Source organism: Streptomyces cellostaticus (assembly GCF_023630175.1).
Classification (GTDB): domain Bacteria; phylum Actinomycetota; class Actinomycetes; order Streptomycetales; family Streptomycetaceae; genus Streptomyces; species Streptomyces cellostaticus_A.
Map to the genome: position 1 here is coordinate 60,621 of NZ_JALLIN010000023.1, position 14,801 is coordinate 75,421.

The following is a 14,801-nucleotide window of genomic DNA, read 5'->3' on the forward strand; positions in this document are numbered from 1 at the left end:
ATTCCCGTGTCCCGTGCCGCGCCGACCCCAAGATGGTCGCACGGCGCGGCACGACCCGTCACCGCGTTATTCCCAGCCCGGCCCGCCCTTCTTGCCGCGCTTGTCCCGCTTGGACTCCTTGGCGGACCTGTCGCTCTTCCAGTCCGGGTGGCCGGGCATCGGCGGGGTCTTCTCGCCGTACAGCCAGGGCTGGAGGAAACCGGTCAGGTCACGGCCGGCGACGGACGACGCCAGGCGGACGAACTCGGCGGTGGTGGCGGTCGAGTCGCGGTGCTCCCGGACCCAGTCCCGCTCCAGGCGCTCGAAGGCACGCGTGCCGATCTCCTGCCGCAGGGCGTAGAGCACCAGTGCCGCTCCGTCGTAGATGTTCGGCCGGAAGATGCTGATCTTCTGGCCGGGCGCGGGCGGCTTGGGCCGGGCCGGCGGGCCGCCGTCGGCCCGCCAGCGGTCCGACGCGCCGTAGGCGGCCTTCATGCGGTCCACCATGGGCCGCTTGGACTTCTCCTGGGCGTAGAGGGACTCGTACCAGGTGGCGTGCCCCTCGTTCAGCCAGGCGTCGGACCAGGTGCGCGGGCTGACACTGTCACCGAACCACTGGTGGGACAGCTCGTGCACCATGATCGAGTCGACGTACCAGGCGGGGTAGCCGGGCTTGGTGAAGATGTCCTTCTCGAAGAGCGAGAGGGTCTGCGTCTCCAGTTCGAACCCGGTGGAGGCCTGGGCCATGAGCAGGCCGTACGTTTCGAACGGGTAGGAGCCGACCTTGCTCTCCAGCCAGGCGATCTGGTCGGGTGTCTTCGCGAGCCAGGGTTCGAGCGCTTTGCGGTCGGCGCTGGGCACGACGTCGCGGACCGGAAGACCGTGGGGGCCCTTGCGGCGCACCACGGCGGAGCGGCCGACGGACACCTGGGCCAGCTCGGTGGCCATGGGGTGCTGCGTGCGGTAGGTCCAGGTGGTGGCGGGGCCGACGCGCTCGGCTCCGGTCGGCAGGCCGTTGGCCACGGCGGTGTACTCGTTGGGGGCGGTGACCCGGATGGTGAACATCGCCTTGTCCGACGGGTGGTCGTTGCACGGGAAGACCAGGTGCGCGGCGTCGGCCTGGTTGGCCATCGCGAGGCCGTCGGTGGTGCGCACCCAGCCGCCGTCCCGGCCCTTGGCGCTGACGGGGTCGCTGGTGTGCTTCACGGTGATCCGCGTCCAGCTTCCCCGGGGCAGCGGGCGGTCGGGGGTGATCACCAGGTCCTCGCCCGCGCCGGCGAAGGCGGCGGGGCGGCCGTCCACCTCGACGGACTCGACGGTGCCGTGCGCGAAGTCGAGATTGAGGCGGTCCAGGCCGGTGGTCGTCCAGGCGTCGATGGTGGTGACGGCCCGCAGCGGCTTGTCGTTCTTCCCGGAATAGGTGAAGGACAGGTCGTACGACGCCACGTCGTACCCGGGGTTGCCCAGGGTCGGGAAGAGCCGGTCACCGACGCCCAGCGGCTCGGCCGGGGCGGCGGCGGCGAGCAGGCAGACGGAGACGGCGGAGGCGAGCAGGGCGGCCTTCCGGCGGCGGAAGGGGCGGAGGTTCCGGCCCCGGCGGAGGGTGAGCGGCATGCCCCACCGCTACCAGCGCGCGCGGGCGGCACGACGGCGACTCGCGCCGGGCCCACCCGATCGGGTTGGTTCCGCAGAGCCTTCTTCAGGAATCCGGGCGCCTTCGGCCTCCCTCAGGAAGCGGGTGCCTGGTGCTGGGCCCTGGCCACGTCGAACACCCCCGGCACGTCGCGCATCGCCCGCATGAGGGCCGGGAGGCGGGCCGCGTCGGGGAGCTGGAGCGTGTAGGTGTGGCGGACCCGCTGCTGGCTGGGGGGTTCGACGGTCGCGGAGACGATGTCGACGCCGGCCAGGGCGATCGCCTCGGTCAGGTCGGCCAGCAGATGCGGGCGGCCGAACGATTCGGCGACCAGTGTGACCCGGCACTCGGTGGTGTCCCCCCAGCGCACGTCGACCTCGGTGCGCCCCCGGTTCTTCATCTCGGCCACCGCGGCGCACTCCACGCGGTGCACGGTCACCACTCCCCCGCGCACGGCGAAGCCGGTGATCCCGTCGGGCGGCACGGGCGTGCAGCATCCCGCGAGACGGACGGTGGCGCCGGGCCGGTCGAGCAGGACGTCGGCGCCGCGCGGGCGGGCGGCGCCGGCGTTCTCGGCGTCGGCGGGCCGCGGGACCGGGTCGGCGGCGGCGCTCCCGTTCGCACGCTCCGCCACCTCGGCCCGCGCCTCCGTCCCCGCCTCGCCGCTGCCGCCCGGATGCGCGGCCAGCCACCGCTGGATGGCGATCCGCGCCGCGGCGGTGTGCGCGTGCTCGAGCCACTCACGGGACGGCTCGGAGGCCGGGTCCTGGCCCATCAGGAGCTGGACCGTGTCGCCGTCGCGCAGCACGGTGCTGAGGGTGGCCAGGCGGCCGTTGACGCGGGCGCCGATGCAGGCGTGGGCGTCGTCGCCGTACTGGGCGTAGGCGGCGTCCACGCAACTGGCGCCCCCGGGCAGGCCGAGGGCGCCGCCGTCGGGCCGGAAGACGGTGATCTCACGGTCCTGGGCTAGGTCCTCGCGCAGGGTGGACCAGAAGGTGTCGGGGTCGGGCGCGGCCCGCTGCCAGTCGAGGAGGCGGGAGAGCCAGCCGGGGCGGGTGGGGTCGGCGCGCTCGCCGTCGGCGGGATCGTCGGCCCCGGGGGCATAGGGGTTGCCGAGCGCGACGACACCGGCCTCGGCGACCCGGTGCATCTGGTGGGTGCGGATCAGGACCTCGACGACCTGACCGTCGGCGCGGGCCACGGCGGTGTGCAGCGACTGGTAGAGGTTGAACTTGGGTACGGCGATGAAGTCCTTGAACTCGGAGACGACCGGCGTCATGCATGTGTGCAGTTCGCCGAGGACTCCGTAGCAGTCGGCGTCCTCCGTCACGAGCACCAGCAGTCGGCCGAAGTCGGCGCCGCACAGCTGTCCCCGTTTGCGGGCCACCCGGTGGACGGAGACGAAGTGCCGTGGGCGGATGAGGACTTCGGCGGCGATGTCGGCCTCGCGCAGCACCGCGCGGACCGATTCGGCGGTCTCCGCGAGGGTGTCGTCGGGGTGGGCCGCGTTCCCGGCGATCAGTTCCCGGGTGTGTTCGTACTCCTCGGGATGGAGGATGGCGAAGACCAGGTCCTCCAGTTCGGTCTTCAGCGCCTGTACGCCGAGGCGTTCGGCGAGCGGGATGAGGACGTCCCGGGTGACCTTGGCGATCCGCGCCTGTTTCTCGGGGCGCATCACGCCGAGGGTGCGCATGTTGTGCAGGCGGTCGGCGAGCTTGATCGACATCACCCGCACGTCGCTGCCCGTGGCGACGAGCATCTTGCGGAAGGTCTCGGGCTCGGCCGCGGCCCCGTAGTCGACCTTCTCCAGCTTGGTGACGCCGTCGACGAGATATCGCACCTCCTCGCCGAACTGCTCGCGCACCTGATCCAGCGTCACATCGGTGTCCTCGACGGTGTCGTGGAGCAGGGAGGCCGTCAGGGTCGTCGTCTCCGCGCCGAGTTCGGCCAGGATCAGGGTCACGGCCAGGGGGTGCGTGATGTACGGCTCGCCGCTCTTGCGCATCTGCCCGCGGTGCGAGGACTCGGCGAGGACATAGGCGCGGCGCAGCGGGCCGAGGTCCGCGTCGGGGTGGTGGGCGCGGTGCGCGTCGGCCACGTGACTGATGGCGTCGGGCAGCTTGTCGCGCGCGGTGGGGCCGAGCAGCGCGGCCCGGCCGAGCCGGCGCAGGTCGATCCGGGCCCGGGACTTCCGGCGGACCGTCGCGGGCGCTGCCGCGGGCGCGGCCGGGCCGGGGTTCGCAGGGTTCGTTGCCTCCGCACTCATGGGCACCTCCGGCTCGTGGACCGGCGGACGGAGCCCGGGGCATGCGCGGCTCAGGGATGGCGACGTTCCCCCGTCCGTGCCGGTGCTTGATGCTACCGAGCCCATCACGTGCGACTGACCGCCTCTCGCCGAGCGTGAAACGGATCACCCAATCGAGCGACGGCGTGGAGGTTTAGAGTTTGCGCCACCTGCACTGCGCTCGGTCGCGGTTTCGAACGGCCCGGGGCGGCCGGAAGCCGGTGCACCGGGCGTCGCCGGACCGCCCCGGCCGGCGTGTCCCCAGGTCAGCGAAGAGCGCCGGCCAGCCAATCGGTGTCGATCTCGCCCTCGGCGACGATCACTGCGGGTCCGGTCATCTCGATCTCGCCGTCGGGCCGCTCGGTGATGACCAGGCGGCCGCCGGGCAGGTCCACGACGTACGTCGCGGGGGTGCCGGTGCGGGCCGGGTCGGCGCCGTCACGGCGGGCCGCGGCCACGGCGACGGCGCACGCGCCCGTGCCGCACGAGCGGGTCTCGCCGGAACCGCGCTCGTGGACCCGCATCGCCACGTGCCGCGGGCCGCGGTCCACGACGAACTCGACGTTGACGCCCTCCGGGTAGGCGGCGGCGGGGGCGACCGGCGGTGGAGCGTACAGGTCCCCGGCGTGCGCGAGGTCGTCGACGAAGGCGACGGCGTGCGGGTTGCCCATGTTCACGTTGCGCGCGGGCCAGCTCCGCCCGCCCACGCTCACCGTGACGTCGCCCTCGGGCAGGCGGGCGCCGCCCATGCCGACGGTGATGTCTCCGTCCTTGGCGAGGTGGACGCTCTTCACGCCCGCACGCGTGGCGATCGCGAGGTCGCCCTCGGACACATGGCCGGCGTGCTGGAGGTAGCGGGCGAACACCCGGGTGCCGTTGCCGCACATCTCCGCGACGGAGCCGTCGCCGTTGCGGTAGTCCATGAACCACTCCGCCTCGGCGGCCATCTCCCTGGCCTCCGGGTGCGCGGCGGACCGCACGACGTGCAGCACCCCGTCGCCGCCGATGCCGGCCCGGCGGTCGCACAGGGCGGCGACCTCGGCCGGGGTCAGGTCGAGGGCGTTCTCCGGGTCCGGGACGATCACGAAGTCGTTCTCGGTGCCGTGGCCCTTGAGGAAGGCGATCCGCGTGCTCATCCCTCGATCGTACGGGGTGGCTGCGACAACGATGGTGACAGCCGGGGAGCGGGCCCCCGGGACCGGAAGGGGGTGGTGATGCCCGGGGCCCTCGCGAAGAGGGTGGTGACACCCGGGCGGAAGGCAGGTCCTAGCGCAGCCGGGCCACGCGCCACACGGCGAGGACGGCCACGAGGGCCACCAGGAGCGCGTAGGCGAGGACGACCCGCCAGTCGGGCCGGCGTCCGGAGCCGCGGGCCGGCAGCCCCGGCCAGGTGTAGCCCACCCGGCGCGCGGCCATCATGCCCCAGCCCGCGGCGCAGGAGCAGATCAGCAGGCCGAGCATGGCGATGACCGCGCCGCTGTCGCCGAAGTCGAAGGCGAGCGGGAAGGCGAACATCAGGGAGCCGCCCGCGGCCAGGGCCACGATGGGCGCGAGCTGCCAGATGCGCAGCCGCCGCTGCGGGCGCAGCTCGACCTCGACCTCCGGACCGCCCGCGTACATCTCCTCGGGCGCCGGGCCGTCGGCGGTGACGCCACCTTCGGCGCCGTCGGGCCCGTCGTCGGTGAGACGCTCCGCGTCGTCGGCCGGACGGCCGTCACCCTGTTCCGGTTCACCGGGGTCGGTCGTGATCTGCTCGGCACTTCGTGCGGTGTCGCGAGGGCCGGCCTCCATCGCCACGCGCCCTCCCAACTAGGACTCACTCGGTCGATCGAAGCTCGATGATGGCACGGCGCCAGAGGCCGCGTTGACCGGCGGCGCATCCCGATGCCATGACGTGATCAGGCTGTAACCGGTCGTTCGACCACGGCCAGAGCCAGCCGCGGGAGTTCCTCCCGGTCCGCGGCCGCGCCGCTCAGCCAGTGCACCCGCGGATCGCGGCGGAACCAGGAGTCCTGGCGGCGCGCGAAGCGTTTGGTGGCGCGTACGGTCTCGGCCCGCGCCTCCGCTTCGGTGCACTCCCCGGCGAGCGCGGCGAGCACCTGCTGGTAGCCCAGCGCGCGTGAGGCCGTGCGGCCCTCGCGCAGCCCGCGCGCCTCCAGCGCGCGCACCTCCTCGACCAGCCCCGCCTCCCACATCCGGTCGACGCGGAGCGCGATGCGTTCGTCGAGCTCGGGGCGGGCGACGTCCACGCCGATCTGCACGGTGTCGTAGACGGAGTCGTGGCCGGGGAGGTTGGCGGCGAAGGGCTGCCCGGTGAGTTCGATCACCTCGAGGGCGCGGACGATGCGGCGGCCGTTGCCCGGCAGGATGGCGCGGGCCGCGTCGGGGTCGGTGGCGGCCAGCCGGGCGTGCAGCGCGCCGGAACCGCGCAGTGCCAGCTCCTCCTCCAGACGGGCCCGGATCACGGGGTCGGTGCCGGGGAACTCCAGGTTGTCGACGGCTCCGCGTACGTACAGCCCGGAGCCGCCGACCAGGATCGGCCAGCGGCCCTCGGCGAGCAGCGCGTCGATCCGCGCGCGCGCCAGTCTCTGGTACTCGGCGACCGAGGCGGCGACCGTCACGTCCCAGATGTCCAGCAGATGGTGCCGGACACCGGCCCGCTCCTCGGGCGTCAGCTTGGCGGTACCGATGTCCATCCCACGGTAGAGCTGCATGGAGTCGGCGTTGACGACCTCGCCTCCGAGTCGCTGGGCCAGGAAGACGCCGAGATCGGACTTTCCGGCCGCTGTGGGGCCGACGACGGCGATGACACGGGGGGCGGGGGCTGGGCTGCTCACCGCACCAGTCTCGCAAACCCCCCAACCGCACCTCGAACGAGTTACGTGACGGCGCGCATCCCGGTTCGTTGCACCGAGATACCGCCCGCTCGGTCTTTGAAGGCGGTGGCCCGGGTGGCGCAAACGGACGCACCGCTTGACGCGGGATTTCGCCCGCACGAGTAACGTATGGAGTGGTTATGGGCGTTTTTTCACGACTTCTCGGCAGCTCGAAGGCGAAGCGGGAGGCACCGGCCGCCGAGGGGCCGGGCGGTGGCGCGCCGGAGCAGGTCGCGGCGCCGGAGCAGGTCGAGGGCACCGAAACGGCCGGGCCGACCGGCGCGACCGAGGGCGGTCGCGTGGGCGCGACGGCCGGAGCGGACGCCTCGGAAGACCGCGTCACCGAGGACGCCGGGACGGCCGAAGGCGCGGAGATCCCCAAGCAGCAGTCCGCGGACGAGGCCGCCGACAGCGAGGCCGGTGAGGGCGCCCGCAGGTGACCGTCCCCGTCAGGGAGGGTGGAGCATGGGTCTCTTGGACAACGTGAAGGCCAGGCTGGGTCCGGCCAGGGACAGGGTGTCGGACCTGGCCGGCCGGCACGGGGACAAGGTGCAGCACGGCATCGACCGGGCCGCGCGGGCCGTGGACGAGCGCACCAAGGGCAACTACACCGACCGGATCCACGCCGGCACCGGCAAGGCGAAGCAGGCGATGGACCGACTCGCCCACAAGGAGGAGCCGCACGTCAGCGGTGCGAAGCCCCCGGCCCGTCCGGAGGGCCCGCCGCCCGCCTCCTGAACGGCTGCCGGCTCGCCGGACGGCCGCGGAGCACCAGGTGCCTCCCGGCCGTCCGCGGTTCGGCCGCCGCGGACCGCGGCGGTCCGCTCGGGCCCTACGACCAGGTGGCGACCAGGTATCCCACCCCGTAGGGCGCGTCGTCGTACAGCAGCGCGCCCGTGAGGCCCGCCCCCTCCGCCGCGCCCGCCAGGACCTGCCAGGGCGCGCGCCCCGCGGCCATCAGCCCGGCTGCCGACCCGGCGTCCAGCGCCCGGAGCGCTGACACGTCCGCCGCGCCCAGGGCGCGTGCCGCCTCGGCGTCGAAGGGGGCCGCCCGCTCGTCGAGGTAGCCCGGTGCCTTCAGGCTGCGGCGGGCGCTCGCGTCCCCCATCACCAGCAGCGCGACCCGTCCGGCCCGGGCACCCAGCTCCCGGCCGGTCTCCGCGCACCGCTCGGGTTCGAGCGGTTCCCCGACACCCAGCCCCTCGATGGGGGCGGACGCCCAGCCGGTGCTCTCCAGCAGCCAGGCCGCGACCGCCAGCGACGGCGGCAGGGCGCGCCCGTCGGCCGCGCCCGTGGCGGGGCCGAGCCGTACGGAGACGTCGACACCGAAGCCTCGGAAGGAACCCGGTGTCCCCTGCGGGTGCCGGCCGCGCCCGGCGGGGCCGGCGGGGCCGACGACCACGAGGATGTCGGGGCGGGCGGCGGCGAGCACACCGAGCGCGTCGGCGCACGCCGCGCGGGCGGGGTCCAGTTCCGGTGCGGCACCCGCGGCCACCTCGGGCACCAGCAGCGGCGGGCAGGGACAGACGGCGGCGGCGACAAGCATGACCGGCAGGGTAACGCCGTCCGGAGCCGGTCCGTTACCCCGCGCCGAGCAGGGCGCCGGGCCGCGGACCGGCCCCGGCCGGAGCGGGGTTCGACCTCAGGTCCGCCCGCCGGCCCGCACCCGTGCCGCTCAGTCGCAGCCGCAGCCGCCGGCCACGGCGGGCAGCGGCTCCGGGACGCCGATCCTCGGCAGGCCGAGCAGCACACCCGCCGGCTTGGCGGCCTCGGCGGCGTTGCGCTTCTCCCAGGCGTCGCCCGCGCGGGTGCGGCGCACGCCGAGGACGGGCCCCTCGGCGAGGAGGTGGTGCGGGGCGGCGTAGGTCACCTCGACGGTGACGACGTCACCGGGACGTACCTCCTGCTCCGGCTTGGTGAAGTGGACCAGCCGGTTGTCGGGGGCCCGGCCGGACAGCCGGTGGGTGGCGCCGTCCTTGCGGCCCTCGCCCTCCGCCACCATCAGCTCGAGGGTGCGGCCGACCTGCTTCTTGTTCTCCTCCCAGGAGATCTCCTCCTGGAGGGCGACCAGACGCTCGTAGCGGGCCTGCACGACCTCCTTCGGGATCTGGTCCTCCATGGTCGCGGCCGGGGTGCCGGGCCGCTTGGAGTACTGGAAGGTGAACGCCTGCGCGAAGCGCGCCTCCCGGACGACGTGCAGGGTCTGCTCGAAGTCCTCCTCGGTCTCCCCGGGGAAGCCCACGATGATGTCGGTGGTGATCGCCGCGTGCGGGATGGCGGCGCGCACCTTCTCGATGATCCCGAGGTAGCGCTCCTGCCGGTACGAGCGGCGCATCGCCTTCAGGACGGTGTCCGAGCCGGACTGCAGCGGCATGTGCAGCTGCGGCATGACGTTCGGGGTCTCGGCCATGGCGGCGATGACGTCGTCGGTGAAGTCGCGCGGGTGCGGGGACGTGAACCGCACCCGCTCCAGGCCCTCGATGCTCCCGCAGGCGCGCAGCAGCTTGCCGAAGGCCTCGCGGTCGCCGATGTCGGAGCCGTAGGCGTTGACGTTCTGGCCCAGCAGCGTGATCTCGCAGACGCCCTCCCCGACCAGGGCCTCGACCTCGGCGAGGATGTCGCCGGTGCGGCGGTCCTTCTCCTTGCCGCGCAGCGCCGGGACGATGCAGAAGGTGCAGGTGTTGTTGCAGCCGACGGAGATGGACACCCAGGCCGCGTAGGCGCTCTCGCGTCGCGTGGGCAGCGTGGAGGGGAAGGCCTCAAGGGACTCAGCGATCTCGACCTGCGCCTCCTCCTGGACGCGGGCGCGCTCCAGCAGGACGGGCAGCTTGCCGATGTTGTGCGTCCCGAAGACGACGTCCACCCAGGGCGCCTTCTTCACGATGGCGTCCTGGTCCTTCTGCGCCAGGCAGCCGCCGACCGCGATCTGCATGCCGGGCCGCGAGGCCTTCTTCGGCGCGAGCCGGCCGAGGTTGCCGTACAGCCGGTTGTCGGCGTTCTCACGCACCGCGCACGTGTTGAACACGACGACGTCTGCGTCGCCGTCCGATCCCTCGGGGGCGCGCACGTAGCCGGCCTCCTCGAGCAGCCCGGACAGGCGCTCGGAGTCGTGGACGTTCATCTGGCACCCGTAGGTGCGCACTTCGTAGGTCTTCGGTCCCTGGACGTCCACTGCGAGGCTCCGGTCGCTGCTGCTGGTCATGGGTCAAGGGTAGGTGCTCGCCGAGGGGCCCCTTCACTCGTCCGCCACACGCACGACGGCGAGCGTGATGTTGTCCGGACCGCCCGCCGTGACGGCGGCCTTCCACAGTTCGAAGGCCGCCCGGCCGTCGTCGTGCTCGCGCATCACCGCGTCGAGCACGTCGTCCGGCAGCGGATCGGTCAGGCCGTCGGTGCACATCAGGCAGCGGTCGCCGGGCGACAGCGGCCGCACGGTCACATGGGCGCGGACGGGGCGGTGGGCGGGGGTGCCGCCCAGGCACTGGGTGACGAGGTGGGTACCGCCCCAGGCGGAGTCGGGCGGCGGGCGGTCGTCGACGCTCAGCCGGCGCAGTCCGTCGGGCCCGGCGGCGTAGACCCGGCTGTCGCCCACGTTGAACACCAGCAGCGAGCCGGGGCGCAGCACCACGCCCGCCACGGTCGTGCCCATGGTCGCGAAGGCGCCTCCCGCGTCACCGCCGGCGGCGGCGTGGACGGCGCGGTTGCAGTCGTCGACGGCGTCACGGACGGCCTGCTCACCGTCCAGCCCGGGACCGGCGGCCGCGATCCGGCGGGCCACCAGGGCGCTGGCCACATGGCCGCCGGGATGTCCGCCGAGTCCGTCGGCCACGGCGACGACGAGCGGGGTGCCGAGCGGGAAGACGAGGGTCTGCGGATTCTCGGTGACCGTGGCGCACAGCGTCCACGGGCCGGCGACGAGGCTGTCCTCGTTGCGCTCGCGGACCAGCCCGGGATGGCTCAGCGCACTCACCACCGCGTACGGCACGGCACGTCACCGCCTTCGCACAGGGGACGGGCCCCCGATGTCCCGGCCGGAGAGCCACGGGACCGGGTGCGGGCAAGATCCTCGCTGTCAAGCCTAGGCGCTCTCCCGGCCTCGCTCAGCGGGACCGCCCACCGGCCGCCGGACGGTCCGGGCACCGCCGGTCACGCCGGCCCCGGCGGGCCGGGGCGGCGGGGCGGCGGGAGGCGGGGCGATGGGCCGGGCCCGCGGGGGCGATGGGCCGAGCCCGCGGGGCGGTGGGCCGAGCCCGCGGGGCGGTGGGCCGGGGCGGCGGGAGGTGGTGGCCGGGGCGGCGGGAGTCAGGCCGCGCCGTCCGCCGTCCAGCCCTGGCGCCGCAGCACGGCCGACACGTCCGGGGCCCGGTAGTGCTCCCCCTTGAGGACCTTGCCGTCGGCCCGCCGGGCGACCTGGCCATCGGGACCGAGCTTGCTCATGTTGGCGCGGTGGATCTCGGCGATCACCTCGTCGAGGTCGATGCCGTGGACCAGCGCGGTGCCGTACGCCACGTACACCACGTCGGCCAGCTCGTGCGCGAGCCGGTCCAGCGGGCCGTCGACCGCGACCTCGGCGACCTCCGCGGCCTCCTCGGCGAGCAGTTCCCCGCGGTGCGCCGCCAGTGCGGCGGCCACCTCGGTGGGTGTGCTGCGCGCGTCCAGGCCGAAGGCGAGATGGAATGCGCGGACGAGACGGGCGGGCGAAGTGCTCATGCGGCGACCCTAGTGCCGCGTCAGGCGAGGTTCGCCCCGTCGCCGCCGCTCTTGGTGACCCCGGCCCTGGCCAGCCCGGCGGGCGGCTGGCAGGATCGCCCGCATGTCCAAGGTGTTCCCTCGTGTCAGCAGGCGCCGGGCGCTGCAGAGCGCGACCGCCGGTGCCGTGGCCCTCGGGCTGCTGCTGTGGTGGCTGCTGCCCCTGGGCGACGAACCGCCGAGCGGGACGATCGTCTTCAGCACGGGAACGTCCCGCGGGGTCTACGAGGAGTACGGCGAGCGCCTGCGCAACGAGATGGCGAAGGACATGCCCGGCCTGAAGGTGAAGCTGCTGAGCAGCGCCGGCTCGCAGCAGAACGTCCAGCGGGTGGCGACCGGACAGGCCGACTTCACGATCGCGGCGGCCGACGCGGTGGGGACGTACGAGCAGCGGCACCCCGGCCAGGCCGGCCGGCTGCGTGGAGTGGCCCGGCTGTACGACGACTACGTGCAGCTCATCGTGCCGCGCGACTCCGACGTCGACAGCGTCGCGGACCTGCGGCACAAACGGGTGGCCACCGGCCTGCCCGACTCCGGGGTGCGCCTGATCGCCGACCGGGTGCTCACGGCGGCCGGAATCGATCCGCACACGGACATCACGCCGATGTCGGACGGCATAGACACCGGGCCCGCCCACCTCGCGCAGGGCAGGCTCGACGCGTTCTTCTGGTCGGGCGGACTGCCCACGAAGGGGCTGGAGGGACTGGCCAGGAAGGGCGCCTTCAAGTTCGTGCCGATCGACGGCGACCTGGTCGCCAAGCTGCGCGCCGGCTGGGAGTCCGGGCGGTACTACCGGGCCACCAACATCCCCGAGTCGGCGTACGCGCGCGTGCAGCACGGCTCGACGGTGGCGACGATCGCGGTGTCCAACGTGCTGATGACCCGCGCGGACATGGACCCCCGGCTGACCGAGTGGGTGACCCGCACGGTGATCAAGAGCCGGGACGACATCGGAGCCCACGTCCATTCCGCGCAGCTCGTCGACCTGCGCACCGCGATCTACACCGACCCGCTGCCCCTGCAGGAGGGCGCCCGGCGCTACTACCAGTCGGTCAAGCCGTAGCGGTCGGCCCCGCGCGGTACCCGGTCGCCGGGCCGGTTCGGGAGGGTGCCTAACGCGGCTCGGCGTGCCGCGGCACCCTCACCGTGACCGTCAGCCCCCGCGGCTCGTGGTGCGTGCAGACGAGCGAGCCGCCGCCCGCGGCCAGCAGGGCGCGGGTGATCGACAGGCCGAGCCCCGAGCCCTTGACGTTCTGGTGGCGGCCGCTGCGCCAGAAACGGTCGCCCACGCGCGTGAGTTCCTCGTCGGTGAGCCCGGGCCCGGTGTCGCTGACCCGGACGGTCGTGCTGTCGCCGTTGGAGGCCACGGACACCTCGACCGTGCCGTCCTCGGGCGTGAACTTCACGGCGTTGTCGATCACCGCGTCCAGCGCGCTGGACAGGGTGATCGGGTCGGCCCACCCGGTCGTCGGCGGGCAGTCGCCGACGAGCCGGACGCCCTGGGCGTCCGCGGCCGGCGCCCAGGCCGCCACCCGCTCCTCGGCCAGCGCGCCGATGTCGGTCAGCCGGAGGTCGGCCTCGGCGTGCTCGGCCAGCGCCAGGTCGAGCAGGTCGTCCAGGACCTGCGCCAGGCGCTTGCCCTCGGTGCGGACCGAGGCGATCTCCGCGTTGCCCTCCGGGAGCTCCAGGGCGAGCAGCTCGATGCGCAGCAGCAACGCCGACAGCGGGTTGCGCAACTGGTGCGAGGCGTCGGCGACGAAGGCGCGCTGCTGCTCCAGGACGTCCTGGACGTTGTCCGCCATCTCGTTGAACGACCTCGCCAGCCGCCTCAGTTCCGGAGGGCCGCCGCCGACCGCGACCCGGGACTTCAGCCGTCCGGTGGCGATGTCGTGCGTGGTGGCGTCGAGAATGCGCACCGGTCGGAGCACCCAGCCGGTCAGCCGCAGCGCGGCGCCGACGGCGAGCAGCATCGCGGCGACCTCGCCGGCCCCGATGACCAGCCAGCCGCGCAGGATGCGCGAGCGCAGCTGACCGGTGGGCGAGTCGGTGACCACGGCCGCCACCACGTCCCCGTCCCGGATCACCGGTGAGGCGACGACCAGCCGGCCGCGCTGCCAGGGCCACACCTGTCGCGGGTCGTGGCTGCGGCGGCTGAGCAGCGCCTCGTCGAAGGCCCCCCGCACCTCGCCCGTCCGCGGTAGGAGCCAGTCGCCGGGCGCGTTGGCCATGGCGGCGTCGTTGCTGTAGAAGACGCCCGCGCGAATGCCGTAGACGCCGTAGTAGCTGTCCAGCTCGCGGCGCAGGGTCTGCCGGCGCTCGTCCGTGGTGGACGGCCGGGACGCGGTGGGCGCGTCGGTGACGAACTGGGCGAGCGCGGCGAAGCGCGCGGTGTCGTCGATCCGGTCGACGACGACCTTCTGCTGCTCGGCGGCGGCCAGGCTGACGGCGAGCGGGACGCCCAGGGCGAGGAGGACGGCCGCCATCAGGACGATGAGCAGCGGCAGCAGCCGGGTGCGCACCCGTCCCCGCTAGGCGGCCGGGGCGACGAGCCGGTAGCCGACGCCTCGTACGGTCTCGATCAGCGCGGGCATGCGCAGTTTGGCGCGCAGCGAGGCGACGTGCACCTCCAGGGTGCGACCGGTCCCCTCCCAGCTGGTGCGCCACACCTCGCTGATGATCTGCTCCCGCCGGAAGACCACGCCGGGCCGCTGCGCGAGCAGCGCGAGCAGGTCGAACTCCTTGCGCGTCAACTGGATCACCGAACCGTCCACGCTGACCTGGCGGGTGGGCAGCTCGATGTGCACGGACCCGAGCCGCAGCGCGTTCCCGGCGTCCGGCGCGGGGTCCTCGTGCACACTGCGCCGGCTGACGGCGTGGATCCGGGCGAGCAGTTCTCCGGTGTCGTACGGCTTCACCACGTAGTCGTCGGCGCCCAGGTTCAGCCCGTGGATGCGGGAGCGGACGTCGGAGCGGGCGGTGACCATGATCACCGGGGTGCTGGTGCGCTTGCGGATCTTGCCGCAGACCTCGTAGCCGTCCTGGTCGGGCAGGCCCAGGTCGAGCAGGACCACCCCGAAGCCGGCGCCCTCGGGAACGAGCGCCTGCAGGGCCTCCTCGCCGCTGCGCGCATGGGTGACGTCGAAGCCGTGCCGCGCGAGGACCGCGGACAGGGCCGCGGCGACGTGGTTGTCGTCCTCGACGAGCAGCAGTCTCATCGCCGCCCCCTCCGGTTCAGTGGTCGCACGGTCGTCGTTCTCGTTCGGCTTGTATCCCACGTGCA

Annotated in this window: 14 protein-coding genes; 3 read left to right on the plus strand and 11 right to left on the minus strand. The window is 73.7% G+C overall.

Annotated features, from left to right (window positions below; all coding sequences use genetic code 11):
- Positions 1 to 66: 66 nt before the first annotated feature.
- From MXD57_RS16470 to miaA, 5 genes are all read right to left on the minus strand, one after another.
- Positions 67 to 1,593 (minus strand): M1 family metallopeptidase, encoded by a 1,527-nt coding sequence (locus MXD57_RS16470; protein WP_250402202.1) that lies wholly within the window; start codon positions 1,591 to 1,593, stop codon positions 67 to 69.
- Positions 1,594 to 1,706: 113 nt separating this feature from the next.
- Positions 1,707 to 3,878, minus strand: a complete 2,172-nt coding sequence (locus MXD57_RS16475; protein WP_250402203.1) for a RelA/SpoT family protein — start codon at positions 3,876 to 3,878, stop codon at positions 1,707 to 1,709.
- Positions 3,879 to 4,162: 284 nt separating this feature from the next.
- Complete coding sequence (gene dapF / locus MXD57_RS16480; RefSeq protein WP_250402204.1) at positions 4,163 to 5,032, minus strand: diaminopimelate epimerase; 870 nt, start codon at positions 5,030 to 5,032, stop codon at positions 4,163 to 4,165.
- 130 nt (positions 5,033 to 5,162) lie between these two features.
- Entirely contained in the window at positions 5,163 to 5,687 is a 525-nt protein-coding gene (locus tag MXD57_RS16485; protein ID WP_250402249.1) for a hypothetical protein, read from the minus strand.
- A gap of 107 nt (positions 5,688 to 5,794) precedes the next feature.
- The gene (gene miaA, locus MXD57_RS16490) at positions 5,795 to 6,733 is read right to left on the minus strand and encodes a tRNA (adenosine(37)-N6)-dimethylallyltransferase MiaA (protein ID WP_250402205.1); all 939 of its coding nucleotides are present in this window, start codon (positions 6,731 to 6,733) and stop codon (positions 5,795 to 5,797) included.
- 179 nt (positions 6,734 to 6,912) lie between these two features.
- Between miaA and MXD57_RS16495 the strand changes: the two genes are divergently transcribed.
- Positions 6,913 to 7,212, plus strand: coding sequence for a hypothetical protein (locus MXD57_RS16495; RefSeq protein ID WP_250402206.1), 300 nt, complete (start codon positions 6,913 to 6,915; stop codon positions 7,210 to 7,212).
- A 25-nt stretch (positions 7,213 to 7,237) separates the two neighbouring features.
- Positions 7,238 to 7,510, plus strand: coding sequence for an antitoxin (locus MXD57_RS16500; RefSeq protein WP_250402207.1), 273 nt, complete (start codon positions 7,238 to 7,240; stop codon positions 7,508 to 7,510).
- A gap of 94 nt (positions 7,511 to 7,604) precedes the next feature.
- Here the strand turns inward: MXD57_RS16500 and MXD57_RS16505 are convergent, their stop codons facing one another.
- The 4 genes from MXD57_RS16505 to MXD57_RS16520 all read right to left on the minus strand — a co-directional run bounded on the left by MXD57_RS16505 (position 7,605) and on the right by MXD57_RS16520 (position 11,482).
- The gene (locus tag MXD57_RS16505) at positions 7,605 to 8,318 is read right to left on the minus strand and encodes a class III extradiol dioxygenase subunit B-like domain-containing protein (RefSeq protein WP_250402208.1); all 714 of its coding nucleotides are present in this window, start codon (positions 8,316 to 8,318) and stop codon (positions 7,605 to 7,607) included.
- A gap of 129 nt (positions 8,319 to 8,447) precedes the next feature.
- Positions 8,448 to 9,974 (minus strand): tRNA (N6-isopentenyl adenosine(37)-C2)-methylthiotransferase MiaB, encoded by a 1,527-nt coding sequence (miaB, locus tag MXD57_RS16510; protein ID WP_250402209.1) that lies wholly within the window; start codon positions 9,972 to 9,974, stop codon positions 8,448 to 8,450.
- Between the two features lie 33 nt (positions 9,975 to 10,007).
- A complete protein-coding gene (locus MXD57_RS16515; protein ID WP_250402210.1) occupies positions 10,008 to 10,757 on the minus strand; it encodes a PP2C family protein-serine/threonine phosphatase in 750 nt (249 codons plus the stop codon).
- 317 nt (positions 10,758 to 11,074) lie between these two features.
- Entirely contained in the window at positions 11,075 to 11,482 is a 408-nt protein-coding gene (locus tag MXD57_RS16520; RefSeq protein ID WP_250402211.1) for a MazG nucleotide pyrophosphohydrolase domain-containing protein, read from the minus strand.
- Positions 11,483 to 11,585: 103 nt separating this feature from the next.
- On the opposite strand from MXD57_RS16520, the gene MXD57_RS16525 reads away from it, so the two are divergent.
- Entirely contained in the window at positions 11,586 to 12,584 is a 999-nt protein-coding gene (locus tag MXD57_RS16525) for a TAXI family TRAP transporter solute-binding subunit (RefSeq protein ID WP_250402212.1), read from the plus strand.
- A 49-nt stretch (positions 12,585 to 12,633) separates the two neighbouring features.
- On the opposite strand, the gene MXD57_RS16530 is transcribed toward MXD57_RS16525, so the two are convergent.
- Complete coding sequence (locus tag MXD57_RS16530) at positions 12,634 to 14,040, minus strand: sensor histidine kinase (protein WP_250402213.1); 1,407 nt, start codon at positions 14,038 to 14,040, stop codon at positions 12,634 to 12,636.
- Between the two features lie 9 nt (positions 14,041 to 14,049).
- Positions 14,050 to 14,736: a response regulator transcription factor gene (locus tag MXD57_RS16535; RefSeq protein ID WP_250402214.1), complete on the minus strand. Its 687-nt coding sequence runs from the start codon at positions 14,734 to 14,736 to the stop codon at positions 14,050 to 14,052.
- Between the last annotated feature and the right edge of the window lie 65 nt (positions 14,737 to 14,801).

What these genes read in the sequence shown, in the direction of transcription:
- MXD57_RS16470 (WP_250402202.1), bottom strand. Translation starts at nt 1,593, where the DNA reads ATGCCGCTCACCCTCCGCCGGGGCCGGAACCTCCGCCCCTTCCGCCGC.
- MXD57_RS16475 (WP_250402203.1), bottom strand. Translation starts at nt 3,878, where the DNA reads ATGAGTGCGGAGGCAACGAACCCTGCGAACCCCGGCCCGGCCGCGCCC.
- dapF (WP_250402204.1), bottom strand. Translation starts at nt 5,032, where the DNA reads ATGAGCACGCGGATCGCCTTCCTCAAGGGCCACGGCACCGAGAACGAC.
- MXD57_RS16485 (WP_250402249.1), bottom strand. Translation starts at nt 5,687, where the DNA reads ATGGAGGCCGGCCCTCGCGACACCGCACGAAGTGCCGAGCAGATCACG.
- MXD57_RS16495 (WP_250402206.1), top strand. Translation starts at nt 6,913, where the DNA reads ATGGGCGTTTTTTCACGACTTCTCGGCAGCTCGAAGGCGAAGCGGGAG.
- MXD57_RS16500 (WP_250402207.1), top strand. Translation starts at nt 7,238, where the DNA reads ATGGGTCTCTTGGACAACGTGAAGGCCAGGCTGGGTCCGGCCAGGGAC.
- MXD57_RS16505 (WP_250402208.1), bottom strand. Translation starts at nt 8,318, where the DNA reads ATGCTTGTCGCCGCCGCCGTCTGTCCCTGCCCGCCGCTGCTGGTGCCC.
- miaB (WP_250402209.1), bottom strand. Translation starts at nt 9,974, where the DNA reads ATGACCAGCAGCAGCGACCGGAGCCTCGCAGTGGACGTCCAGGGACCG.
- MXD57_RS16520 (WP_250402211.1), bottom strand. Translation starts at nt 11,482, where the DNA reads ATGAGCACTTCGCCCGCCCGTCTCGTCCGCGCATTCCATCTCGCCTTC.
- MXD57_RS16525 (WP_250402212.1), top strand. Translation starts at nt 11,586, where the DNA reads ATGTCCAAGGTGTTCCCTCGTGTCAGCAGGCGCCGGGCGCTGCAGAGC.
- MXD57_RS16535 (WP_250402214.1), bottom strand. Translation starts at nt 14,736, where the DNA reads ATGAGACTGCTGCTCGTCGAGGACGACAACCACGTCGCCGCGGCCCTG.